This window comes from Nocardia paucivorans NBRC 100373 (assembly GCF_000308675.1).
Classification (GTDB): Bacteria; Actinomycetota; Actinomycetes; order Mycobacteriales; family Mycobacteriaceae; genus Nocardia; species Nocardia paucivorans.
In genome coordinates this window covers 401,871-426,311 of the sequence record NZ_BAGE01000041.1, presented here as the reverse complement: position 1 = coordinate 426,311, position 24,441 = coordinate 401,871, and the positions used below count along the sequence as shown (strand labels likewise).

The 24,441-nt window shown below is 68.1% G+C and carries 24 protein-coding genes; 14 read left to right on the top strand and 10 right to left on the bottom strand.

Annotated elements, in window-relative coordinates:
* The first annotated feature begins 72 nt into the window (after positions 1-72).
* The 4 genes from ON32_RS13485 to eutC all read left to right on the top strand — a co-directional run bounded on the left by ON32_RS13485 (position 73) and on the right by eutC (position 4,435).
* Positions 73-555, top strand: a complete 483-nt coding sequence (locus ON32_RS13485) for a cation:proton antiporter regulatory subunit (RefSeq protein WP_040791143.1) — start codon at positions 73-75, stop codon at positions 553-555.
* A 189-nt stretch (positions 556-744) separates the two neighbouring features.
* On the top strand, positions 745-2,145 hold the full coding sequence (gene eat / locus ON32_RS13480; RefSeq protein WP_040791142.1) for an ethanolamine permease: 1,401 nt from the start codon (positions 745-747) through the stop codon (positions 2,143-2,145).
* A complete protein-coding gene (locus ON32_RS13475) occupies positions 2,142-3,563 on the top strand; it encodes an ethanolamine ammonia-lyase subunit EutB (protein ID WP_040791141.1) in 1,422 nt (473 codons plus the stop codon). Before eat ends, ON32_RS13475 begins: the two co-directional genes overlap by 4 nt.
* Positions 3,560-4,435: an ethanolamine ammonia-lyase subunit EutC gene (gene eutC / locus ON32_RS13470; RefSeq protein ID WP_051133195.1), complete on the top strand. Its 876-nt coding sequence runs from the start codon at positions 3,560-3,562 to the stop codon at positions 4,433-4,435. Before ON32_RS13475 ends, eutC begins: the two co-directional genes overlap by 4 nt.
* 78 nt (positions 4,436-4,513) lie before the next feature.
* Here eutC and ON32_RS13465 read toward each other — a convergent pair whose 3' ends face one another.
* Both ON32_RS13465 and ppgK read right to left on the bottom strand, forming a co-directional pair.
* Positions 4,514-5,878, bottom strand: a complete 1,365-nt coding sequence (locus ON32_RS13465) for an RNA polymerase sigma factor (protein WP_040791140.1) — start codon at positions 5,876-5,878, stop codon at positions 4,514-4,516.
* A 170-nt stretch (positions 5,879-6,048) separates the two neighbouring features.
* Positions 6,049-6,807 (bottom strand): polyphosphate--glucose phosphotransferase, encoded by a 759-nt coding sequence (gene ppgK, locus ON32_RS13460; RefSeq protein ID WP_040791139.1) that lies wholly within the window; start codon positions 6,805-6,807, stop codon positions 6,049-6,051.
* Positions 6,808-7,073: 266 nt separating this feature from the next.
* Between ppgK and ON32_RS13455 the strand changes: the two genes are divergently transcribed.
* A complete protein-coding gene (locus ON32_RS13455; RefSeq protein ID WP_083874486.1) occupies positions 7,074-7,973 on the top strand; it encodes an inositol monophosphatase family protein in 900 nt (299 codons plus the stop codon).
* Between the two features lie 58 nt (positions 7,974-8,031).
* On the opposite strand, the gene cei is transcribed toward ON32_RS13455, so the two are convergent.
* Entirely contained in the window at positions 8,032-8,712 is a 681-nt protein-coding gene (gene cei / locus ON32_RS13450) for an envelope integrity protein Cei (RefSeq protein ID WP_040791138.1), read from the bottom strand.
* A 370-nt stretch (positions 8,713-9,082) separates the two neighbouring features.
* Between cei and ON32_RS13445 the strand changes: the two genes are divergently transcribed.
* Positions 9,083-9,385 (top strand): DUF4193 domain-containing protein, encoded by a 303-nt coding sequence (locus ON32_RS13445; protein ID WP_040791137.1) that lies wholly within the window; start codon positions 9,083-9,085, stop codon positions 9,383-9,385.
* 12 nt (positions 9,386-9,397) lie between these two features.
* Here the strand turns inward: ON32_RS13445 and ON32_RS13440 are convergent, their stop codons facing one another.
* Complete coding sequence (locus ON32_RS13440; RefSeq protein WP_051133194.1) at positions 9,398-9,913, bottom strand: DUF3093 domain-containing protein; 516 nt, start codon at positions 9,911-9,913, stop codon at positions 9,398-9,400.
* 52 nt (positions 9,914-9,965) lie between these two features.
* Here ON32_RS13440 and dut point away from each other — a divergent pair, with 52 nt between their 5' ends.
* Both dut and ON32_RS13430 read left to right on the top strand, forming a co-directional pair.
* Positions 9,966-10,460 (top strand): dUTP diphosphatase, encoded by a 495-nt coding sequence (gene dut, locus ON32_RS13435; protein WP_040791136.1) that lies wholly within the window; start codon positions 9,966-9,968, stop codon positions 10,458-10,460.
* A gap of 5 nt (positions 10,461-10,465) precedes the next feature.
* Positions 10,466-11,452 carry a DUF3710 domain-containing protein gene (locus tag ON32_RS13430; RefSeq protein ID WP_040791135.1) on the top strand — a complete coding sequence of 329 codons (987 nt, stop codon included), beginning with the start codon at positions 10,466-10,468 and terminating at the stop codon, positions 11,450-11,452.
* Between the two features lie 25 nt (positions 11,453-11,477).
* Here the strand turns inward: ON32_RS13430 and ON32_RS13425 are convergent, their stop codons facing one another.
* Positions 11,478-12,200 (bottom strand): alpha/beta hydrolase, encoded by a 723-nt coding sequence (locus tag ON32_RS13425; RefSeq protein ID WP_245551013.1) that lies wholly within the window; start codon positions 12,198-12,200, stop codon positions 11,478-11,480.
* A gap of 120 nt (positions 12,201-12,320) precedes the next feature.
* On the opposite strand from ON32_RS13425, the gene ON32_RS13420 reads away from it, so the two are divergent.
* From ON32_RS13420 to shbA, 3 genes are all read left to right on the top strand, one after another.
* The gene (locus ON32_RS13420; protein WP_051133192.1) at positions 12,321-12,725 is read left to right on the top strand and encodes an OB-fold nucleic acid binding domain-containing protein; all 405 of its coding nucleotides are present in this window, start codon (positions 12,321-12,323) and stop codon (positions 12,723-12,725) included.
* Positions 12,726-12,803: 78 nt separating this feature from the next.
* A complete protein-coding gene (locus tag ON32_RS13415; protein WP_245551012.1) occupies positions 12,804-13,463 on the top strand; it encodes a DUF3159 domain-containing protein in 660 nt (219 codons plus the stop codon).
* A 120-nt stretch (positions 13,464-13,583) separates the two neighbouring features.
* Complete coding sequence (shbA, locus tag ON32_RS13410; protein WP_083874484.1) at positions 13,584-14,234, top strand: RNA polymerase sigma factor ShbA; 651 nt, start codon at positions 13,584-13,586, stop codon at positions 14,232-14,234.
* Between the two features lie 32 nt (positions 14,235-14,266).
* On the opposite strand, the gene ON32_RS13405 is transcribed toward shbA, so the two are convergent.
* The gene (locus ON32_RS13405; RefSeq protein ID WP_040791133.1) at positions 14,267-14,941 is read right to left on the bottom strand and encodes a potassium channel family protein; all 675 of its coding nucleotides are present in this window, start codon (positions 14,939-14,941) and stop codon (positions 14,267-14,269) included.
* Between the two features lie 2 nt (positions 14,942-14,943).
* Positions 14,944-15,609: a potassium channel family protein gene (locus ON32_RS13400; protein WP_040791322.1), complete on the bottom strand. Its 666-nt coding sequence runs from the start codon at positions 15,607-15,609 to the stop codon at positions 14,944-14,946.
* Positions 15,610-15,779: 170 nt separating this feature from the next.
* Here ON32_RS13400 and ON32_RS13395 point away from each other — a divergent pair, with 170 nt between their 5' ends.
* A complete protein-coding gene (locus ON32_RS13395) occupies positions 15,780-17,777 on the top strand; it encodes an APC family permease (RefSeq protein ID WP_040791132.1) in 1,998 nt (665 codons plus the stop codon).
* Positions 17,778-17,802: 25 nt separating this feature from the next.
* Positions 17,803-19,245, top strand: coding sequence for a class I SAM-dependent RNA methyltransferase (locus ON32_RS13390; protein WP_040791131.1), 1,443 nt, complete (start codon positions 17,803-17,805; stop codon positions 19,243-19,245).
* A 20-nt stretch (positions 19,246-19,265) separates the two neighbouring features.
* Here ON32_RS13390 and ON32_RS13385 read toward each other — a convergent pair whose 3' ends face one another.
* Complete coding sequence (locus tag ON32_RS13385; protein ID WP_040791130.1) at positions 19,266-19,952, bottom strand: SIMPL domain-containing protein; 687 nt, start codon at positions 19,950-19,952, stop codon at positions 19,266-19,268.
* A 336-nt stretch (positions 19,953-20,288) separates the two neighbouring features.
* Between ON32_RS13385 and dxs the strand changes: the two genes are divergently transcribed.
* Positions 20,289-22,187: a 1-deoxy-D-xylulose-5-phosphate synthase gene (dxs, locus tag ON32_RS13380; protein WP_040791129.1), complete on the top strand. Its 1,899-nt coding sequence runs from the start codon at positions 20,289-20,291 to the stop codon at positions 22,185-22,187.
* A 40-nt stretch (positions 22,188-22,227) separates the two neighbouring features.
* Here the strand turns inward: dxs and ON32_RS13375 are convergent, their stop codons facing one another.
* Both ON32_RS13375 and ON32_RS13370 read right to left on the bottom strand, forming a co-directional pair.
* Positions 22,228-23,553: a ribonuclease D gene (locus ON32_RS13375; protein ID WP_083874440.1), complete on the bottom strand. Its 1,326-nt coding sequence runs from the start codon at positions 23,551-23,553 to the stop codon at positions 22,228-22,230.
* A gap of 21 nt (positions 23,554-23,574) precedes the next feature.
* Complete coding sequence (locus ON32_RS13370) at positions 23,575-24,126, bottom strand: DUF3000 domain-containing protein (RefSeq protein WP_051133228.1); 552 nt, start codon at positions 24,124-24,126, stop codon at positions 23,575-23,577.
* Between the last annotated feature and the right edge of the window lie 315 nt (positions 24,127-24,441).

Here is a 24,441-nt window from a genome sequence, read left to right as displayed (position 1 = left end):
CCCCTGTCCACCACGGGAAAATTGCCGGTAGGCGGGGCGGCGAAGGTAATTGCCGACGGTTACGCTGGGAGTGTGCACATCGACGTCACAGCGCTACCCGGCATCGGGGTGCGGAAAGATTTCGAGATCCGATCGGGTCGCCGAATCGGGGTCGTCGCCCACCGGGACGGCGATATCGACCTGATCGTATCCAAAACCGACGACCAGGATGCCTGTGTCGCGCAAATCCCTCTGGACGATGACGAGGCCTCGGTGCTGGCGAGCCTGTTGGGCACGCCACGGCCGGTTATCGATCCCGAGGGCGACCGGAACGAGTTGCCCGGTATCGTCACCCGCCAACTACCGCTCACCGAGACCTCGCCCTACCGTGGCCGCACGCTGGGCGAGACCGCCATGCGGACACGAACCTCGACCTCCATCGTCGCAGTCCTGCGGGCCGATCAGGTGTATCCGTCGCCGGGTCCCGATTTCACCCTCGAGGCCGGTGATCTGCTCGTGGCGATCGGCACACCCGACGGCCTGGACGCCGCGGAGAAGATTCTCACGCACGGCTGATCCGGTGGCGGCGATCGCGCTCTTCACTCGGGGGATCGGACGCGATCTCGTTCGTATCGGTTCTCGCGCACACTCGCTCCGGTGAGTCGGCGGCCGCCTCATGGATGACATCTGCGGTCACAAATAGGAAATATTCCCTCTTCAAAATGGGGCATCGGCGGAGACGCCGAGGATGAGGGAGTAAATGGCATGGCAATCGAGGTGGCCGACGACTATCTGGCCAAACGAACTCTGCGATCGGGAACCGCCGGATGGGTGCTGCTGGCCGGGCTCGGCGTCAGCTATGTGATCTCCGGGGACTACTCGGGATGGAATTTCGGGCTCGCGGAAGGGGGATTCGGCGGCCTGCTCATCGCAACGGTACTGATCGCCGGGATGTACTTCGCGATGGTGTTGGGTATGGCCGAGCTCTCGGCGGCGTTGCCCACCGCCGGCGGCGGGTACGCCTTCGCGCGGCGGGCGCTGGGGCCGTGGGGCGGATTCGCCACCGGCACCGCCATTCTCTTGGAATATTCCATCGCGCCCGCGGCGATCGCCACCTTCATCGGCGGCTATGTGGAGTCGCTGAACCTGTTCGGCATCGCCGACGGTTGGTGGGTGTATCTGGTGGTGTACGCGGTGTTCATCGGGATCCACCTGGCCGGTGTGGGAGAAGCGCTCAAGGCGATGTTCGTGATCACCGCCATCGCGCTGGTGGGTCTGGTGGTGTTCGCGAGCGTGGCCTGGGGCCGGTTCGAGGTGGCCAACCTGACCGATATCGCGGTCGATCCCGACGCGGCCGGTTCCTCGTCGTGGCTACCGTTCGGGGTGCTCGGCATCTGGTCGGCCGTCCCGTTCGCCATCTGGTTCTTCCTCGCCGTGGAGGGAGTGCCGCTGGCCGCGGAAGAAGCTCGCGAACCGGAGAAGAACGTGCCGCGGGGCATTGTCGTCAGCATGATGGTGCTGGTCGTCACCGGCCTGTCGGTCCTGCTGCTGTCCACCGGCGCACTCGGCGCCGAGGCCTTGTCGGAATCGGCGAACCCGCTGGTCGAGGCCTTGGGGTCCGGTAGCGCGGCCACCGTGGTCAATTACATCGGCCTGGCCGGTCTGGTGGCGTCGTTCTTCTCCATCGTGTACGCCTACTCGCGGCAGACCTTCGCCCTGTCCCGGGCCGGATACCTGCCCACCCGCCTGTCGGTGACCAATACGCGTAAAGCGCCCGTTCTGGCCCTGGTGGTGCCGGGAATCATCGGATTCGTCCTCTCCCTGACCGGTGAGGGTGCCATGCTGTTGAACATGGCGGTATTCGGCGCCGCGCTGAGCTACGTGCTGATGATGATCGGCCATATCGTGCTGCGGGTGCGGGAACCGGAGATGCCGCGGCCGTATCGAACCCCCGGCGGTATTGCGACCACCGGGTTCGCCCTGCTGGTGGCCTGTGCCGCGGTCATCGCCACCTTCCTGGTCGACCCGGTGGCCGCGGGATGGACCCTGGCGGTGTTCTGCGCCTTCATGGCTTACTTCGGTCTCTACAGCCGGACCCGTCTGGTGGCCGGGTCGCCGGACGAGGAGTCCGCGATCCTCGCCCGAGCGGAAAAGGAGCTGGAATGAGGAGTTACACCCAGCGGCTGGGCGGTACCTCCTATCGATTCGACGGACTGGTCGATCTCCTGGCCAAGGCGAGCCCACGGCGTAGCGGTGACGAACTCGCCGGCTGCGCGGCGGCCACCGACGCGCAGCGGGCCGTCGCGCAATGGGCGTTGGCCGATGTGCCGCTGACGGAGTTCCTGGACGACCCCGTGGTGCCGTACGAAACCGACGAGGTCACCCGCCTGATCATCGACACCCACGACCGAACCGCTTTCGCGCCGATCGCCCATCTCACGGTGGGCGGGTTGCGGGACTGGCTGCTCTCGGTCGCCGCGGGTGAGGGCGGCATCGATCCCGCCGATACGCTCGGTGCCGTGGCCGGCGGGCTCACCCCGGAAATGGTCGCCGCCGTCAGCAAGATCATGCGTAATCAGGATCTCGTCGCCGTCGCCCGGGCCGCGCGGGTACATGCCGCGTTTCGCACCACCATCGGCACCCCGGGAACACTCGCCACTCGACTGCAACCCAACCATCCGACCGACGATCCGCGGGGAATCGCCGCGGCGGTCCTGGACGGGTTGCTGTTGGGCTGTGGTGACGCGGTGATCGGTATCAACCCGGCGACCGATTCCCCGCGGGCCGGAGCCGACCTACTCGAGCTGCTCGACGAGGTACGTACCCGCTTCGACATCCCCGCGCAGTCATGTGTGCTGTCCCATGTGACCACCACCCTCGGTCTCATCGAGGCGGGCGCTCCGGTGGATCTGGTCTTCCAGTCCGTCGCGGGGACCGAGGGTGCGAACGCGGCGTTCGGGGTGAATCTGGCGCTGCTGCGGGAAGCGAACGACGCGGGCCGGTCGCTGCGGCGCGGCACGGTGGGCGACAATGTGATGTACCTGGAGACCGGGCAGGGGTCGGCGCTGTCGGCGCACGCCCACCTGGGCACCGGCGGCGCACCGGTGGATCAGCAGACCCTGGAGGCCCGTGCCTACGCGGTGGCCCGGGAACTGGAACCGCTGCTGGTGAATACGGTGGTCGGATTCATCGGCCCGGAATACCTGTACGACGGCAAACAGATCATCCGGGCCGGGCTGGAGGACCACTTCTGCGGCAAACTGCTCGGCCTGCCCATGGGGGTGGACGTCTGCTACACCAATCACGCCGAGGCCGACCAGGACGATATGGACACATTGCTGACGCTGCTCGGTGCGGCCGGTTGCGCGTTCGTCATCACCGTGCCGGGAGCCGACGATGTGATGCTCGGCTACCAGAGTCTGAGTTTCCACGACGCGTTGTACGCGCGTCGGGTGTTGGGGCTGCGTCCGGCGCCCGAATTCGCGGCCTGGTTGGAACGGCTCGGCATGCTCGACACCACCGGCCGGGTACTGCCGGTACCGCCGGTGAGCTCCCCGCTGCGCGCCCTGACGGGGGCGGTATGAGCGGCGATGCGCGTCCGCCCGAAACCACCGATACCGAACAGTTCTGGGCTCGACTGCGGACCGCCACCCGGGCCCGGATCGGTCTGGGACGGGCCGGGGACGCGCTGCCCACCGCGCGGGTGCTGGAGTTCCGGGCCGCGCATGCCGCGGCCCGCGACGCGGTACACGCTCCCTTGGAGGTCGACGCGCTGTCCGAACGGGTCGCCGCGCTGGGGATCGGGGTGCCGATCGTGGTCCGCAGTCGGGCGCGGGACCGCGCCGAATATCTGCGGCGCCCGGACCTGGGACGGATACCCGAATCGGCGTGGTCGAGCGAACCCGGGCGGTCGGAGGCGATACCGGGCCTGTCGCATATCGGTGCGGATATCGGTTTCGTTCTCGCCGACGGCCTGTCGGCCCGGGCGGTGGCCGAGCACGCGCCGGGGATGCTGGCCGCGTTGATAGATGTTCTGCGCCCGCGGTACACCATGGCACCGCCGGTGATCGCCACCCAGGCGCGGGTGGCGCTGGGCGATCATGTCGGCGCCGCGCTGGGAGTTTCGACAGCGCTGGTATTGATCGGGGAACGTCCGGGTCTGTCGGTCGCCGACAGTCTGGGGATCTATCTCACCCATCATCCCCGGCCGGGACGTACCGACGCCGAACGCAACTGCGTGTCCAATATCCATCCGCCCGACGGACTCGGCTATGCGCATGCCGCGGCGGTGGTGGCGGGCCTGGTCGACGGTGCCCGCCGGCTCGGGCGTTCCGGAGTGGACCTGAAGGACACCTCCCGTGACGCGGCCCTGGAAGCCGAGGCTCGGTCGAAGCCCGTATCCGGTGATACGGAACGGGAAGCGGTCCGGCGGGCGGTCGAATCGAACCGGATATAGGCGAAACCGCCGTCTCGAACATCTCGGCCCCCGGACCGTGTCCGGGGGCCGAGATGGTGTCGACAGGTCGGGTGACCGTCAGTCCAGGTAGTCGCGGAGCACCTGCGAGCGGCTGGGGTGGCGCAGCTTGCTCATGGTCTTGGACTCGATCTGCCGGATACGTTCGCGGGTGACGCCGTAGACCTGACCGATCTCGTCGAGGGTGCGCGGCTGGCCGTCGGTGAGACCGAACCGCAGCCGCACCACACCCGCCTCACGCTCGGACAGGGTCTCCAACACCGATTGCAGTTGATCCTGCAGCAGGGTGAAGCTCACCGCGTCGACCGCGACCACGGCCTCCGAGTCCTCGATGAAATCACCGAGCTGGCTGTCGCCCTCGTCGCCGATGGTCTGATCGAGGGAGATCGGCTCACGCGCGTACTGCTGGATCTCGAGGACCTTCTCCGGCGTGATGTCCATTTCCTTGGCCAGTTCCTCCGGGGTGGGCTCGCGGCCCAGATCCTGGAGCAGCTCACGCTGGATACGACCGAGCTTGTTGATCACCTCGACCATGTGCACCGGAATACGGATGGTGCGGGCCTGGTCGGCCATGGCGCGGGTGATGGCCTGCCGGATCCACCAGGTGGCGTAGGTGGAGAACTTGTAGCCCTTGGTGTAGTCGAACTTCTCCACAGCGCGGATCAGACCCAGATTGCCCTCTTGGATGAGATCCAGGAATGCCATTCCGCGGCCGGTATAACGCTTGGCGAGGGAGACCACCAGACGGAGGTTCGCCTCGAGGAGGTGGTTCTTGGCACGGTTGCCGTCGCGGATGATCCAGTTGTAGTCGCGGCGTACCGACACCGGCAGCTTCTCACCGGATTCGGCGAACTCGCGCATCTTCTCCGCCGCGTAGAGACCGGCCTCGATCCGCTTGGCGAGTTCGACCTCCTCCTCGGCATTGAGCAGCGCGACCTTGCCGATCTGCTTGAGGTAGGCGCGTACCGAGTCGGCCGAGGCGGTGAGTTCGGCGTCCTTACGCGCCTGACGCAGCGCCTCGGACTCCTCCTCGTCCCAGACGAAATCACCGGAGGCCTTGTCCGCCGCGCTGGGTTCCTCGTCGGCTTCCTCCTCGGCGACATCCTCGACGAGGTCATCGCCCTCTGCGGTGAGGTCGTCCTCGGACACCTCCAGATCGCCGAGATCCTCGAGATCCAGCGATTCGTCGTCGAGCGGCTCGTCGGTGGGTTCGCTGCCCGCCGCCTTCTTGGTGGTCGCCTTCTTGGCCGCGGTCTTCTTGGCCGGGGCCTTCTTGGCGGCAGCCTTCTTGGCCGTCGCCTTCTTCGCCGTGGCCTTCTTGGCCGGGGCCTTCTTGGCGGCGGTCTTGCGGGCCGGACGCGCGGGGACTTCGGGGGTGTCGGCGTCGGCCGAATCGGCTGTCTGACGGGTATTCGTGGCTACCACGTACGCCCTTTCGTGACGGTCTCGTGCGGCGTCACGCCAGAGTAGGTTTCCGGCGGAGCGGTCTGTCGGGTTACACCGGCCCTGCGCCGGTCGGGGGTCTCCGGCTCACCGCCGGGCAGTTCCATTGTAACGATCCAATCAGTGTGCCCTTGTCCGCGTGGCGTGCAACTTCAGGGTGCGATTCCGGCATCGATGGCCATGGCCGCGCCCACGATACCCGCGGTGTTCCGTAGAACGGCCGGGATAACCGGTGTTCGGTTGGTCAGCAGAGGTATCCACCGATCCGCTTCCCGGCTGATCCCACCGCCCGCGACGAAGACCGCCGGCCAGAACAGGTTTTCCAGGCTGATCAGCACGGTACTCACCCGTTGCGCCCATTCCGGGTAGGACAGGCCGTCACGATCCTTGATCGAGGCCGCGGCCTGGTGCTCGGCCTCCATCCCACCCACTTCCAGGTGGCCGAGTTCGCTGTTGGGGACCAGCGCGCCGTTGTGCAGCAGCGCCGAACCGATCCCGGTCCCGAAGGTCAACAACAGCACCAGACCCTCGAACTCTCGGGCCGCGCCGTAGTGGTCTTCGGCCAACCCTGCGGCGTCGGCGTCGTTGAGCACGGTCACCCGACGGCCGTCGAGGGCCTTGGAGAACAGGGTGCGGGCATCGGTGCCGACCCAGGCCGGGTCCACATTGGCCGCGGTCTGCGCGATTCCGTCGAGTACGACACACGGCAGGGTGATTCCGACCGGTCCGTCCCACCCCGCCCGGGCCACCAGCTGCGCCACCGTATCGGCCACGGCATCGGGGGTCGCGGGTTGCGGGGTGGCGATCTTGATGCGTTCGTGTAAGAGTTCGCCGGTGGCCAGGTCCACCGCGGCGCCCTTGACGCCGCTGCCTCCGATGTCGATCCCGAATGCGTGCCCCCGACCGGACATGACGATTCCCTCGTTCCCTGTGCAGGCTGATCTGGCTGGTATCCACACGGCGTACCGGGCTTCACGACGGCCGCCGGGCGCGAGAGAAATACCCCGTCACGGCCGTACCCGAACCGTGGCCTCGCTGCCCTGCATCGACCTGCCGTGACGCCGCCTTCGAGTGGCGAGCGGTCGGCCGCTGTGTGTCGTGCACGACAAGACTAATGCGCGTCGGCTGTGGCCCGGCTCGCAGGATCTGTGCTGCGATGGGCCCTGTGTCGGAATCGATGACCCGCTCCAGTGCCCATGCCTCCATCGCGGACCCCACCCCCGCCGACGCGGCCGAACTCCGTCGGCTCGCGGTGTATTTGGCCGAAACCGCCGCCGCCCATGTGCGGGCCCGCCGTCCCGAGGTGTTCGGCGCGTCGGGTTCCGCCGACGGGGCGGTCCGCGTCAAGAGCACCCCGACCGATCCGGTGACCGTCGTGGACACCGAGACCGAGCAGCTCATCCGCGACGAACTGGCCCGTCTGCGTCCGGACGACCACATCCTCGGCGAGGAAGGCGGCGGGGATCCGGACGCGGCCGGCGACGACACGGTGGTCTGGGTGGTGGACCCGATCGACGGGACGGTGAACTTCCTCTACGGCATTCCCGCCTACGCGGTATCGGTTGCCGCGCTGCGTGGGGGACGGTCCGTGGCGGGCGCGGTCGTCGATGTCGCCGCGGCCGTGACCTATCGCGCGGCGCTCGGGATGGGTGCGCAACGAATCGAACCGGACGGGACCGTCGTCCCACTGCGCTGTACCTCGGTGCGATCGGTGCGAATGGCCTTGATCGCCACCGGTTTCGGCTATGACGCCGCACGTCGGACCCGGCAGGCGGCGCTGGTCGCGGAACTGATGCCGCATATCCGCGATATCCGCCGGATCGGGGCGGCGGCGCTGGATCTGTGCATGGTCGCCGAGGGCCGGGTCGACGCCCACTACGAGCACGGTCTGAACCCGTGGGACTGGGCGGCGGGGGCATTGATCGCCACGGAGGCAGGGGCGATAGTACACCTGCCGGCGGCCGATACTTCCGGTTCGACCGGGGCGTTGGTGGTGGCCGCGGCGCCGGGGATCGGCGCCGAACTGCTCGAGCTGTTCGACCGTCTGGGGGTGAGCGAGCCGATCCCGCAGTCCTGAGACCGGTCCCGGCGGGCGTTTCGGGGCCCGCCGGGACCGGTCGCTTCGCTCGGTGCGGTCAGCAGCGCGCGTGTCGCGCTGCGGCGAGCAGGTCGGGATCGATGGCCGGGCTATTGCCGGTGACCGGGTTCTTCAACGACCGCAGCACCTCCGCGGCATCGTTGTTGGGCCGGACATCACCGCCGAACAGGGACCCGAGCACGAGATCCACCGAGGTGTCCTCGCGCTTGTCCTCGATCAGTTCCGCGCACGGAACGGCCAGCTGAACGGCTGCGGCGGCCGGCCGGCCGTTCACTCCGTACCGGATCTGACCGGTGCATTCCAGATCGCCGTTGGCGTATATCGGATCGTTGCCGTACGGGTCTCCGGGCACACTGCCGAAACCGAGGTCGCCGAGCTGGGCCGCGACATGGGCGGCCTGACCGCGCTGATTGTTGGCGTTGAGGACACGCACTTTCGTTTCGGCCAACGGTGCGGGTTCCACGTCCTGGAGCCGGTTTGTGCCCACGCGCTGACCGAGCTCGGGCTGGGGTTGAGCGTCCGGATCGGTCGCCGGGCTGGGTGAATTGCAACTCATCGGAGCATAACCGTCGTCCGCGGTGGTGAGCGCCTTGATCCAGACGAGGGCGCAGACCAGGGCGAGCACCGCGATCAAGATCAACCACGGCCGCATTCGTCGGCGGATGAAGGGACGGCCCTGCTCGTCCGTCGCACTGCCTTCGGTGATCAGTGAAACCACTCGCTCACTCTACGTAAATGTGTCCATTGCGATGCGATGGACACCCGCTGTATCGAAGCGTGTCGATATCGGTGTCGATTGACCGTCGGTTACGACACATCTGAGTTTCGGTTGCCCTTTTTGTCCTTTCGTCCGCTATTGTCTGGCCGCCCAGATCGAAACATCGGCGAGTAATGCGGTGCTCGGTCGCGGGAACAAGCAGGGCATGTCGTGCGTTGACCGAACGCTATCGGGTACGGGAAAGGTGGATCCGTGCTGATAGACGACCGGTACTCGTGTGATGTGCACCACCGGCGGGGTGGTACGCGCAGTCGATGTCGACGGCGCGGCCGATCCGGGATATACGGAGTAAGAACGAGGGGAATACGACATGGCAACCGACTATGACGCACCACGGCGGACCGACACCGACGATGTCTCGGAGGATTCGCTCGAGGAGCTGAAGGCCCGACGCAACGAGGCCCAGTCCGCCGTCGTGGACATCGACGAATCCGATACCGCGGAGTCGTTCGAGCTCCCCGGCGCGGACCTGTCCGAAGAGGTGCTGACGGTTCGAGTGATCCCGAAGCAGGCGGACGAGTTCACCTGTTCCAGCTGCTTCCTCGTGCACCACCGCAGCAGGCTGGCCAGCGACAAGGGCGGGCAGATGATCTGCATGGACTGTGCGGCCTGAGCGGCCCACAGATCATTCCGCGCTCGGCAGACCGAGCGCGGCCAGGACTCGTTCGGGTCGACGCGTACTGATCAACCAGTACGGCGTCGGGTCGTCCGGGTCGTCCAGGACCAGCAGCACCATGGCGCCGACCCACGGCCGATGCTGCACATACGCGGCGGGATCGAGCTGGCGACCCAATGCCGCACTCTTGGCCGTCGGCGCCACCGTGGTCGCGCGGGATACGAAGGTAACCGGCAGATGGGCCCGGTCCACCCGCAATTCCGGCGTACCGGACGCATCCGGCGCGACTTCGATCCGGTGTCGGCTCAACCACAACAGCACCCAGACCGGGATCGGGAACAACAGGACATACGGCAACCAGGCCCGTAGACCCGGCGCCCCCATATGGATCTCGGCAGCGAGCAGAGCGGTGACCGCGAAGGCCGGTGGCCACCACCACCACGGCACCCACAGCCGTTCGCTGTAGTAGGGCTTTTCCGGCTGGGTGCGGTGTTCGGCATCGGTGGGTCGAGGCTGGTCGGACACGACTCAACACTAGGCGACGAACGCCCGGTCGCTGCGCGTAGGCTGATCGGACGTGAGCGCACTTTCACCCATTCCCCTGTTGCGGTTGGATCCCGGCATACCGATGCCGACGCGTGCCCATGACGGCGACGCGGGTGTGGATCTGTGCACCACCGAAGACGTCATCCTGGAACCGGGGGAGCGGGTGCTGGTCGGCACCGGTATCGCCGTAGCCCTGCCGGTGGGCACCGTCGGACTGGTGCACCCGCGTTCGGGTCTGGCGGCCAAGACCGGTCTGTCGGTGGTGAACACGCCGGGAACCATCGATGCGGGGTATCGCGGTGAGATCAAGGTGTGCCTGATCAATCACGATCCGCGCACGCCGATCGAGTTGCGGCGCGGCGACCGTATCGCGCAACTGCTGGTGCAGCGGGTGGAGTTGGTGGACTTCGTGGAGGTCGACCGGCTCGACGAGTCCGACCGCGGCACCGGCGGATACGGCTCCAGCGGAGGTCACGCGAGTCTGACTCGCGGCGGCGCGGCAGGCCCGCGCGGCAAGGAGGTATGACGGGGATGTTCGGGCGACGCAAATCCCGCGGTAGACGCGGACCCGAGGCCGACTCCCGGTACGGGGCGGACGAGTACGCCGAATACGAGGCGGACTACGACGAGTACGACACCGGCGGCTATCACCGACAGGACTACGACACGGGGGAGTGCGCCGAGGAGTACGACGACACCGGGTACGCCGAGGGCGACTACGGCGACCCCGACGAGCCGCTGTACGACTACGACGATATCGATATCGACGAGGCCGATGTCTACGATCCCGACACCGAACCGCAGCGGCGTGGGCCCTACGACTACGACGATGTGGCCGATGTCCTCGAGAAGATCGTCGATCAGCGCCTGGATCTGGGTTCGGTGATCATTCCGGTGCCGCCGGGCGGCCAGTTGCAGGTCGAGATGACCCCCCAGGGCACCCCGCAGGCGGTGCATCTCGCCACCGAACACGGCCGGATCACCGTGGCCGCGTATGCCGCGCCGAAATCCGGCGGGCAATGGCGGACGGTGGCCGCCGACCTGGCGGAATCCCTGCGCAAGGAGGGGGCGCGGGTATCCGTCGAGAAGGGGCCGTGGGGTCGGGAACTGTTCGCGAACACCGCTGACGCCGATCTGCGGTTCATCGGCGTCGACGGTCCGCGGTGGATGCTGCGCCTGGTGGCCGCCGGGCCGGCCGGCGCCGTCGACGCGGACAGCCCGTTGGTCGTGGCGGCGCGTGCGGTCCTGAACGAAACCGTCGTCCGGCGCGGCACCGAGGCGCTCCCGGTCCGCGAACCGCTACCGGTGGTGTTGCCACAGGAGCTCGCCGACCAGTTGGCCGCTGCCCATCAGCAGCAGATACTGGCGGCGCAACAGGCCGCGGCGGCGCAGGCCGCGGTACAACAGGCCGCGGCGGCCCGCACCGCGTCCCCCGGATCGGTGCTCACACCCCCGCAGCCCCGGCAACCACGTCGCGGTGCCGAGGGCTCGGCGATGCAGCAGCTGCGTCGGAGCTGAGCCGGCGGCCGCGAGGCACCGGCGATCAGGCGCCGCCGGGCTCGCGGTCCCGCCGATCGAAAACTCGCAGTCCGGTGTGGCCCAATACGGCCGGATCGGCGCCCAGCTCGTCGAGCGTGATCTCGATCAGGGTCGCGCGCGGCGCGCGGTGGGCCCATTCCCGGGCCACCGCGACCGGGTGCACCGGATCGTCGACGGCGGTGATCACCGCCATGGGAACGGGCAATGTCTCCAGTTGTCCGGCGTCCGGCCACTTGTACTGCGCCGCCTCCTCCAACGCGTCGGGCAGCAGTGGCCCGTGCGCGCGCCACGACCGGGTGAGCGCCTCGGCCAACCAGGGCGGGCTGCCGACCCGCATCCGCTCGAGCACCGGTTCCAGCCCCTCGGCGCGCAGTTGGGCCGCGGTGGTCGCGGCGCTGAGCGCGGCGGGACAGTCGGCGGTATTCGCTCCCGTCCACGCCGGTAGGGCGGCGACGACCCCCACGGCGGCGTCGGGTCGCCGATGCGCCCAGTCCAAGGCCACCGCGGCGCCCAGGGAAATACCCGCCACCAGGACCGGTCCCCGGGAGGCGGCATCGTCGAGAGCTGCCCGATAACCGGCGACGACGGCGGTCGGATCGGGCTCGACGGCGATGAATTCGATTCCGCGCGCGATACAGGCCGCGGCGAAGGACTGTCGGACGAAATACGCGTCGGAGCCGCTGCCGGGCAGGGCGACGAGAACCGCCGGGAGTGGGGAATCGAACACCGGAGTGAGCGTAGCGGTGTGGGTCGTGCCCATCTACAGTGGCGGGTGCGGTCACAGCCGGGCCGTGGCAGGAAACCAGATGACGTGCGCTCCACGCCATCGCTCACAGGAGAGCTAGCTATGTCTTCCTCGGCAGGAAGAAAAGCGGGCGGCGGTACCGCCTCCGGATATTTTCGCAGGCTCGGTCGCCGACTGACCGAGGATATCGATCAGCTCGACGCCGAGGAGCTGGCGGAGAAGGCCGAGGCCTCGGGAGCATGCCGGGCCTCGGAGTGCCGACGGGGTGAGGAGGCGACGATGCTGGGCAGGTTGCGCAGCGTCGAGGCCTGTTCCCGGTCCACCGGCGCGAGTGTGCAGGCCGAGTTCTTCGACGGCACCGATGCCATCACCCTGGTGTGGATCGGTCGCAAACGTATCCCCGGTATCGAATCGGGGCGACGCATTCTGGTGCGTGGACGCGTGGGCGACCGGGACGGCCACAAGGTGATCTACAACCCCTACTACGAACTGCGCGGGAACATCTGACATATGCCGGCGACCGATGAGAACGCCCCTACCCGCCCCCGCCACCGCAGGGCCGCTAACACACCCTATTCCGTCCCGGTGCCTGTGCGCGGCGCCGACGACGGGACCGCCCCGGGCGGGGCACCCACCCTGCTGGAACAGCTGGGTGGTTTCGCCGGCCTGATCTATTCGACGCTCCCGGTGGTGGTGTTCGTCCCGGTGAACGCCCTGGTCGGTCTCACCGTGGCGCTCTGGGCCGCCTTGGGGGTGGCCGCCGCGATCCTGGTGTGGCGATTGGTGCGTAGGGAACCGGTACAGCCGGCGATATCCGGTTTCTTCGGAGTCGGTATCTGCGCGTTCATCGCCTGGCGGGTGGGAGAGGCCAAGGGTTTCTTCCTCTTCGGCATCTACACCAGTCTCGTCTACGCTGCCGTCTTCGCGATCTCGATTCTGGTGCGGTGGCCGCTGGTGGGGGTGATATGGGGTGTGCTCAACGGCCACGGCACCGAATGGCGGGTCGAGCGGCGCGCGGTGCGGCTCTACGATGTCGCGACCCTGACCTGGGTGCTCGTCTTCGGTGCGCGTTATCTGGTGCAGAACCATCTCTACGATGCCGACAACACCGGTCTGTTGGCCGTGGCCCGAATCGCCATGGGTTGGCCGCTCACCGCGATCGCGCTGCTGGTGACGGTATGGGCGGTGCGTCGCGTGGGCCATCACCCCGTTCGTTCCGGGCGTACGAAGGCCGAGATCTCCTGACCGCCTCCGCTGCTGCCGCGGCAGGGTGTGGACGAACCCACCCCTGAGGTGTCTATCACCCGCCCCGTGTCCATCGGACGATCGTTGGTGACGACGATCCGCCGAGAGGACGAGGGCCCTGTGATTACCGAACGCCGACCCGCCCGGTACCAGCTCGCGGCCCCGGGTGCCCGTCGAGGATACGAGGACACGACCCGATCGGAGAGTCGGCGCATCGCGGTCGAACTGGAATCCCGGATCGATGCGGCCGCTGCGGGCGATATGACCGTGACCGGGGAGATTCTGCGCCTGATCAATCCGCTGGTGCAGCGGTACTGCCGAGCCCGGATGGGTAATACCGCCCATCTGCAGGTAACCGTCGACGATGTGGTGCAGGAGATTCTGCTGGCCACCGTGCAGGCCATTCCGCGCTACCGGGACCAGGGCAAATCATTTCTGGCCTTCGTCTACGGGATCTCGGCCAACAAGGTCGCCGACGCTTTCCGCCACTCCCAGCAGAATCGGGTGTACCCCACCGCGAACGTGCCCGATATACCGTCTCCGGCCGCGGGGCCGGAGGAATGGGCCCTGGCCGCCGAACGCAGTAGTACCGCCGCGGAGCTACTGCGCACACTGGCTCCGGTGCACCGCGAAGTGCTGGTGATGCGGCTCATCCTGGGCTGGACGGCGGCGCAGACCGCCGAGGCGATCGGCACCACCCCGGGGGTGGTGCGGGTGATGCAACACCGGGCCCTGAACAAACTGCGCGCCCGGATGCGGGAGATCTCCTGACGGAGTCCCATATCGTTCGGCCGCCGCGTCGCTCAAGGAGTAGTGAGGCCGTGCGGCGCGAGTATCGACCGCAACTCCTCCTCGGCCTCGGCCGAGGCCACGAACAGCAGTTCGTCGTCGCCCTCGAACGGATCATCGGGCTGCGGCACGATCACCCGTCCGCCGCGCAGAATGGTCACCAGCGCGGTATCGCGGGGCAACCGCAGGCTGCGTACCGGTTTACCCGCCAGCATGGTGTCCGGTGGGAGCGTGAGCTCCACCAGATTCGCCTGCCCTTGGCGCAGGGTCATCAACCGGACCAGATCGCCCACCGAGACCGCTTCCTCGACCAGCGAGGCCAACAGCCGCGGTGTGGACACGGCGACATCCACCCCCCAGGCGGAGTCGAACAGCCACTCGTTGCGCGGATCGTTGACCCGAGCCACCACCCGCCGCACCCCGAATTCGGTCTTCGCCAGCAGGCTGTGCACCAGATTGGCCTTGTCGTCACCGGTCGCCGCGATGACCACCTCATAGTCCTGGAGGCCCGCGGCCTCGAGCAGCTCCAGTTCGCAGGCGTCGGCGTGTACCCAAACCGCTTCCGGGGCGGCCCCGGTGTCGATGTGGTCGAGTCGTCGCTCCAGCAACATCACGCTGTGCCCCGAGCGCAGTAGTTCCCGGGCGATGGAGCGGCCGACCGCTCCGGCGCCGGCAATGGCCACCTTCATGTTCAGTCCTTGTCCGCAGGGGGATTCCCGGCCAATGCCACCGCTTCACCGACCGTGCCGGAGGCCGCGGCCACGTAGACGGTGTCGTCGGCCTGGACGATGGTCTTGGCGTCGGGCAGCACGCCTTGGCCGAATCGGATGATGAACGCCACCCGGGCACCGATGCCGCGTTCGAGGTCCTGCACGGTGCGCCCATACCACTCCTCGTGCAGCACCAGTTGGGCGACCGCGACGGTCCCGGTGGGATCGCGCCAGGTGGTGATGCCCGCGTCGCCGAGCAGGGTGTGCAGGAAACGGTCGGTGGTCCAGGGCACGGTGGCGATGGTGGGGATACCGAGACGTTCGTAGACCGCAGCGCGTTTGGGGTCGTAGATCCGCGCCACCACCCGCTGCACCCCGAACATTTCCCGCGCGACCCGGGCGGAGATGATGTTGGAGTTGTCCCCGGACGACACCGCCGCGAACGCGTCCGCTCGTTCGATACCGGCCCGGATCAACACGTCCCGGTCGAAGCCCACACCCAGCACCCGGGCACCGGAGAAATTCGCGCCCAGGCGGCGGAAGGCCTCCTCGTCCCGGTCGATCACGGCCACATCGTGGTCCAGTCGGATCAGTGTGCGGGCCAGCGACGCCCCCACCCGCCCGCACCCCATGATCACTACGTGCACCGCGAACCTCGCTCCTTCGAACTCCGGGCGACCGCCCGGTTCGTCCATCCGGGATCGAACCGTACTCGCAAACTCGCCCACCCCGGCGTTCCCCCTGTGGTATAGGGGCAAACCCAAAAACCGGAGATGTCGCCGAACGAACGAAACCGATCCCGCCTATGCTCCCTCCAGTGTCGAAGTTGACGACCGCCACCAAGCGCCTGCTCTTGGGACGGCCATTCCGCAGCGATTCCCTGGGCCACACCCTCTTGCCCAAGCGGATCGCGCTGCCGGTTTTCGCCTCCGATCCCATGTCGTCGGTCGCGTACGCCCCGGAGCAGATCTTTCTCGTCCTGTCGGTGGCGGGTCTGGCCGGATACTCCTACTCGCCGTGGATCGGTCTGATGGTGGCCGTGGTGCTCGCCGTCGTGGTGGCCAGCTACCGACAGAATGTGCACGCCTACCCGTCCGGCGGCGGTGACTTCGAGGTGGTCACCACCAATCTCGGCGCGAACGCCGGACTGGTGGTGGGCAGCGCTCTCCTGGTGGACTACGCGCTGACCGTCGCGGTGTCCCTTTCCTCGGCGGCCTCCACCGCCGGCTCGGCGATACCCTTCGTCGCCGAGCACAAAGCGTTGTTCGCCGTGCTCGCCATCGGGGTGCTCACCGCCGTGAACCTGCGCGGCGTCCGAGAATCGGGCCGGACATTCGCCCTGCTGGCCTATGCGTTCCTCATCGGCATGTTCGGTATGCTGATCTGGGGTTTGATCCGGATCTTCGTGCTGGATCACGAGGTCCGTGCCGAATCCGCGGAATTCGAACTCCGGGCCGAGGAAGAGCATCTGGCCGGTCTGGCCCTGCTCTTCCTGCTGGCGCGGGCGTTCTCCTCGGGATGTGCGGCGCTCACCGGCGTGGAGGCGATCAGCAATGGTGTACCGGCGTTCCGCAAACCCAAATCGCGTAATGCCGCGACCACCCTGCTGATGCTCGGCCTCATCGCCATCACGCTGTTTCTCGGCATGATCGTGCTGGCGCGGGAAATTCACGTCGTGATCGCCGAACATCCGCGCACCCAACTGGTGGGCGCCCCGGAGGGGTATCAGCAGAAAACCCTGATCGCGCAGATCGCGCACGCGGTGTTCAGTGATTTCTCGATCGGCTTCTATTTCGTGGCCGCGGTGACCGTGTTGATCCTGGCATTGGCCGCGAACACCGCGTTCAACGGTTTTCCGGTGCTCGGTTCGGTGCTGGCGCAGAGCCGGTTCCTGCCGCGGCAGCTGCACACCCGCGGCGATCGGCTCGCCTTCAGCAATGGCATCCTCCTTCTGGCGGCCGCCGCGATGGGGTTCGTGGTGGCCTTCGACGCCGAGGTCACCCGGCTGATCCAGCTCTACATCATCGGCGTATTCGTCTCGTTCACCCTCAGCCAGACCGGCATGCTGCGGCACTGGTCCCGGTTGTTGCGCACCGAGAGCGATCCCGCGCAGCGCATACGCATGCTGCGGTCACGGATCATCAACGCGATCGGTCTTTTGGCCACCGGAACCGTATTGGTGATAGTGCTCGCGACGAAATTCTTCGCAGGTGCCTGGATCGCGATTCTCACCATGGCGGTGATTTTCGTGATGATGAAAATGATCCACCACCACTACGATTCGGTGACCCGAGAACTGGATGAATACGAATGGGACGGGGTGCTACCCAGTCGTACCCATTCGATAGTGCTGGTATCGCGGTTGCATCTACCCACCCGGCGCGCTCTCGCCTACGCCCGGGCCACCCGTCCGGATACGCTCGAGGCGATTACGGTGAATGTCGACGAGGACGACACCAGGAAGCTGGTACGCGAATGGGAACGCAGCGATATCACCGTGCCGCTGAAAGTTGTCGAATCACCATACCGGGAGATCACCAAACCGGTACTGGACTATGTGAAACGGGTGCGCAAGAACGCCCCACGCGATGTGGTGACCGTCTTCATTCCCGAATATGTGGTCGGCCATTGGTGGGAGCAGTTGCTGCACAACCAGAGTGCTCTGCGGCTCAAGGGCAGGTTGCTGTTCGAGCCCGGGGTCATGGTGACCAGTGTGCCCTGGCAGCTGAGCTCCTCGCTTCGGGCCCGGTCCTCCGGCGAAGGCGAACACAGCGCGCCCGGCGCTGTGCGTCGCGGATACGGGGGTGGGGCATGACACCGCACCGGAACGGATACGAGCGATGAGCGATTGGCGTGGCCGGCTCCTGCCCGTGCGACTCGGATCACCCGGACACGGGGGGTTCTGCGTCGCTCGACACGAGGGCCGAGTGGTGTTCGTGCGACACGGGTTACCCGGCGAACGGGTAGTGGCGCGGGTCACCGAGGACACCGGGGGCGCGTTCTGCCGCGCCGACGCCGTCGACATCCTCGACCCGTCCCCCGACCGGGTGCCCGCCACCTGCCCCGTCTCGGGGCCGGGTGGCGCCGGTTGTTGTGATTTCTCCCATGCCACCGCCACGGCCCAGCGCGCGCTGAAGGCATCGGTGGTGACCGAGCAGTTGCGCCGGATCGCCGGTATCGACCGAGAGGTCGAGGTGGAGCCGATCACCGGCTTCGGCGACCGGACCGGCGGCTGGCGCACACGTATCCGACTACCGGTGGATGCCGCCGGTCGCGCCGGGATACATCGTTATCGCAGCACCGAGGTGATAGCCGATCTACGCTGCCCGCAACCGGTGCCCGGTGCGCTGGACGGCATCGCCGAGCGGCGGTGGACCCCCGGTGCCGATCTGGTGGTGGCGGTGGACGCCGACGGCATCCGCCATATCGTCGAACTCGCCCCACCACACCAGGAGATCGACATCCGAGGGGGCCGACGCGGTCGTCGTGGGGACGACCCGGCCGCCGGTCGCCGCCCGGGCGGCCGGGCCCTGTCGAGCTCCCGAGCCGATACTTCCCGGGTCCGGACGGCCGATGAGCGCCCGACCGGGCCCGGTGTCGAGCCCCGGTTCGCGGACGACCCGGAATCCGATCGGCGCGGTGCGCAGCGCCGCCGGGCCGCGGCCCGGCGCGCCGCCGCCCATGGTCATCGGGAGGAATGGGTGCTCGGCGGTAGCGGGCGGGCCGTCGAATACGTGGCGGGGCGCCGGTGGGAGATCTCGGCCACCGGTTTCTGGCAGGCGCATCGCGGTGCGGCGCAATGCTATTCGGATGTGGTGGCCCAGTGGTCCGATCTCGCCCCCGGGGATACGGCCTGGGATCTCTACAGCGGCGCCGGTGTGTTCGCCGCCCGCCTGGCCGAACGGACGGGACCGACCGGGTCGGTGCTGGCGGTCGAATCGGCGCGTTCGGCCGTCGCCGACGGCGTCGCGGCACTGCGCGATCTGCCCTGGCTGGACCTGCGCGCCCAGCGCGTCGAACGTTGGGTGGCCGAGCACGCCGGCGGCCCGGCACCTCGGGTGGTCGTCCTGGACCCGCCCCGGGCAGGCGCCGGTAAAACGGTTGTCGGCCCGCTCACCGGCGTCGGACCCGATCGCATCGTCCACATCGGATGCGATCCCGCCGCCTTCGCTCGGGATCTGGGCCTCTATCGCGCCGCGGGATATCACTTGAGCGAGCTGCGTGCTTTCGACGCCTTCCCGGCCACCCATCACGTGGAATGCCTGGCGCTGCTGGAGCGGTGACGCCGCGGACCGGGTGAACGTCAGTCCAGTTGCCAGGTGACACGAATCGTGGCGGACAGCTCTCCCTCCCCGGACTCCACCGGAACCGCTTCCGGTCCGGCCGGCGCCGCGAGGGTCCGGGCGACCGGGGTCACGGTCGGTGGGGCGGAAGCGGTGTTCTCGGTGATCTCCAGGACGGGACCGAGTCGGCGACCCGCGCGGTGGGCGTACTGCTCGGCCTTGGCCCGGGCGCTGTCCCAGGCCGCGTCGCGGGCGCGGGCCAACAGCGCCTCCTCGTCGGCGAAGGTGAAGGTGAGGCCGCCGAGCCGGACGTCGTCGCCACCCGCCTCGACGCAGTGGGCGATGATCGCGGCCGGATCGGGTCGGGCGGCGCCCCCGCTCGACTCGCGCAGGGTGACGGTGAGCGCCGAACTCGCCACATATCCGGTGATTCTCGTCCCACCGTCCTGCGACCACACCGTCTCCGTACGCACCGACAGTCCGGTGGTGCCGATATCGGCATCGGAGACGCCGTCGGAGCGCAGGGCCGCGAGCACCGCCGCCATGCGCTGCCCGGCCCGCTCGTAGGCGAGTGCGACCTTGCTCGCCCGGGTCTCCACCGTGACGACGAACCGCAGCAGATCGGGGGTCTGTCGGGCGTGGCCGTGCCCGACGACGGTGACGGTGCCGACCCGGGCGGCAGTTGTATCCGGGTGGTATTCGCTCACGGTGTCTCCTCGTTGTCGGCCGCCCAGGCGGGGGCGCCCGCCTGCGGTGTCGGTCTATTCGCTCTCGGTATCCCCTCGGGCCCGGGGCAGGTGCTGTCGGTCACTCTAGGCGTCCCGGGGCCCGGTACGGGGATCGGAAAGGTGGGGTGGGCATCCGCGTTCCACTGGCCTCCGGAGCCCGTGGACGGGCTCGGGGCCGGGGGCGTCCATTAGGCTGGGCGAATATGTCGCGGCCCGATATCGCCGGCCGCGACGGGCCGTTGTCGAGATCGGGCCGGTGAGCGTGGCTTCTAGACTGGTCGGATCAGATGCGCTATCCGGAGGGAGCGAGTTCAGGTGGGAGTGCTTTCCCGGGTCGACACGCCCGAAGACGTGCGTCGGCTGACCGTATCGCAACTCGAGGAGCTCGCGACCGAGATCCGTGAGTTTCTCGTGCAGAAGGTCGCCGTCACCGGTGGACATCTCGGTCCCAATCTCGGTGTGGTCGAACTCACCATAGCGTTGCATCGGGTATTCGACTCTCCCGCCGATCCGCTGATCTTCGACACCGGCCATCAGGCGTACGTGCACAAGATCCTCACCGGCCGTAAGGGCGGGTTCGACACCCTTCGGCGCAGCGGCGGGCTGTCCGGTTATCCGTCCCGCGCGGAGAGTGAACACGACTGGGTGGAGTCCTCGCACGCCTCCGCGTCGCTGTCGTACGCCGACGGGTTGGCCAAGGCATTCGCGCTGAGCGGCCGGCGGCGGCATGTGGTGGCGGTGGTCGGGGACGGCGCCCTCACCGGCGGCATGTGCTGGGAGGCGCTCAACAATATCGCCGCGGCCCGGGACCGGCCGGTGGTCGTGGTGGTCAACGACAACGGACGCTCCTATGCCCCGACCATCGGCGGATTGGCCGAACGGTTGACCGCACTGCGTACCCAGCCCGTCTACGAACATATGCTCGACACCGGCAAACGCCTGCTCAAGAGCATCCCGCGGGTCGGGGATTCGGCGTATTCGATGGTGCATGCGGTGAAGGCCGGTATCAAGGACGCGGTGAGCCCGCAGGAGCTGTTCAGCGATCTCGGGATCAAGTACATCGGGCCGGTGGACGGCCACGATGTGGTGGCCCTGGAGGCCGCGTTGCGGCATGCCAAGGATTTCGGCGGTCCGGTGGTGGTGCACGCGGTCACCCAGAAGGGCCATGGGTACGAACCGGCCGTGAACCACGAGGCCGACCAGATGCACGCCTGCGGTCCGATCGACCCGCTCACCGGGAGCCCGGTGAACAAGGGCAAATCGGAGAGCTGGACCTCGGTGTTCTCCGCGGAGCTGATCGAGCACGCGCGGCGGCGCGACGATATCGTCGCCATCACCGCCGCCATGCCCGGGCCCACCGGTCTGGCGGCGTTCGGGGAACGGTTCCCGGACCGTCTTTTCGACGTCGGTATCGCCGAACAGCACGCGGTGGCGTCGGCGGCCGGACTCGCGCTCGGCGGGATGCATCCGGTGGTGGCCGTCTATTCGACCTTCCTCAACCGCGCCTTCGACCAGCTGCTGATGGATGTGGCACTGCTGAAACAGCCGGTTACTCTCGTACTCGATCGGGCCGGTATCACCGGTGAGGACGGCGCCAGCCACAACGGTATGTGGGATCTGTCGCTGCTCGGCATCGTGCCCGGTATGCGGGTCGCGGCTCCGCGTGACGCCGCGACCCTGCGAGAAGAGCTGGCGGAGGCACTGGCGGTGAGCGACGGCCCCACGGCATTGCGTTTTCCCAAGGGCAGCGTGGTCACCGATATCCCGGCCGTGGAACGGCTCGACGGGGTCGATGTGTTGTGGGCGCCGGATCGGGAGGGCACCTCCGCGCGGGCCCAGCGCGGTGATGTGCTGCTCGTCGCCATCGGCTCGCTGGTACCTGCTGCCCTGCAGGCCGCCGAACTGTTGGAGCCGGAGGGGGTCACCGTCACCGTGGTCGACCCGCGTTGGGTGCTGCCGGTTTCCGACACCATTGTCAAACTCGCCGAGAACCACCGTTTGGTGGTGACTCTCGAGGACGGCGGTCTGCACGGCGGTATCGGTTCCGGTATCTCCGCGCGGCTGCGTGCGGCCGGGCTCGACGTGCCTACTCGCGATCTCGGTATTCCCCAGCGTTTCCTGGACCACGGCAGCGTCTCGCAGGTGCGGCAGGAACTGGGGCTCACCGCCCCGGATATCGCTCGCCGGATCAGCGGCTGGCTGGACGCGCGCTGACCACCGGTCCGGACGGTGCGCCGGGACGCGGTACGAAGAGCTATCGGGAAGGTTGGCCGATCAGGGCGGCGGCGAGCCGGTCGACTGTGAGTTCGCGCTGCCACGGGCGGGCGCCGTGGGCCTTCAGGAAGCCCTCGATACCGGCCACCAGGTCGGGCAGCGAATCCGGACCGCGGTCGTAGTCGGGCAACCCGTTCCAGCACAGGCGGCGGAGCAGATCCGGGGCGAGCAGATTCTCCACCGGCACCGACACCTCCTCCGAGAGGGTGGCCATGGCCGCGCGGGCGCGCGCCAGTCGGGCCGCGGCAGCCGGGTCGCGTCGTTCCCAGCGATTCACCGGGGGTGGGCCGTCATAGGGCTGGCTCATGGGCGGCAGCTCGGCGTCCGGTAGGGCGCGGGCCCGTTCCACCGCGGCCAGCCATTCCCGGGAGTACCGGCGTTGGCGGGGGCCGCCGAATACCGGTAGCGCCCGCAACTGGGTGATGGTTTTCGGATCGGCACTCGCCGCGGCGATGATGGCCGCGTCGGGCAGGACGCGGGAAGGCGCCACATCGCGAGTGCGCGCCAGGGTGTCCCGGGTGATCCACAGTTCCCGGACGATGGCCAGTTGTCGTGCCCGGCGCAGGGCGTGGATGCCGGAGGTGCGGCGCCAGCGGTCCGGTTTCGGAGCCGGTGGTTCGGCCAGCCGAATATGCTCGAATTCCTGTTCGGCCCATACCGTTTTGCCCTGCTCGGCCAGTACCGCGGCGACCGCGTCGCGCAACTCCAGCAGCAGTTCGACATCCAGCGCGGCATAGTTGAGCCATTCCGCCGGCAGCGGGCGGCTGGACCAGTCGGCCGCGCCGTGCCCCTTGCGCAGCGCCCGCCCGAGCAGCCGTTCCACCATGGCCGCCAGCCCCACCCGTTCGAAGCCGGCCAGTCGGCCGCCGAGCTCGGTATCGAAGAGCCGGGCCGGCCGCAGGCCCAGCTCGGCCAGACCGGGCAGATCCTGGTCGGCCGAATGTAGTACCCATTCCAGGTCGTTGATCGCGGCGGCCAAGGGCCCGAACGCATCGGCGACCGGAATCGGATCGATCAGCACCGTGCCCGCTCCGGCCCGCCGCAACTGGATCAAATACGCCCGCGCCGAATACCGGAACCCGGACGCGCGTTCGGCGTCCACCGCCAAGGGGCCGGTACCGGCCGCCAATCGATCGGCGGCGACGGCGATCGCTTCCGCGGTGGACAGCACCGGGGGTACCCCATCGGCCGGGGCGAGCAGCGGAACCGCCGCGGACGCGGCTTCCTTCGCTCCCGCGGAATCTGCTGTCCCGCCCGAGGGGTCACCACCGGAAGGGTGACGGGCGGGCTCCTCTGCTACCGGCATAGAGCAAGACTTTACGTCCCCTCACCGCCGGTCGATATCGGTGTGTGACTGGGGCCGCAAATCGGTGATACCGGCCGGGGGCAGGCCGGCCGCGTAGGCGAGCACTTCGCCGAAGGCCTCCACATGCGGTCGCATCTCGGTCGTGCGCGCGGTCCACGACGCCCGCAACTCCAGTTGATGTGCCCGCGGTGGCCCCGCGATATCGCCATAGCGGACCGAACTCGTGGAGGTCACCGTGCCGCCGAGTGCGGTGAACGGTCCGTCGCGCGATTCCAGGGCGTCGACCAACCAACTCCAGGCGACTTCGGGCAGCAGCGGGTCGGCGGCCAGCGCGGCATCGATATCGGCCTGGATGTAGGCGACGAGCCGAAAGGTCCCGTGCCAGGCCTCGGCGCCGTTCGGGTCGTGGAGCAGGATGAGCCTGCCGAAGGCATCGCCCTCGGAGTCGACCGGCACCGCCGATGTCTCGTCGTGGCGGACCTCGGCCCCGAGGGCGTAGGAATACGGTGCGAGGCGCTGCGGAGGGCGGATCGGAGCCAGCTCGATCCGGGGATGCACGGTTGCGGTACCCATGGCCGCGGTCGCGGCGCGAAATGAAGCGGGTTCGTCGTCGGGGCCCTCGGTCGGTGCAGCGCCGTCGCGGAAGTCGAGCGGTGTCACGCTGAACGACGGTAGACCCCGAGTACCCGGCGCGGTCGGAGGCGCGCCGGGCCATCCGGTGCCGACATGGACCGAGCGCATCCCATCGTAAACGCACCTCGTCGCGTTCCGGTGTTGCCGCCGGTTCTCCGTCCTCGTCGTGTCGGGTGCGATCCGCACGAAATGTTCCCGACCGGTGATCCCGCTTTCCTCGCGCGAATCCGCCACCGCGCCGCTACCGGCCTACGA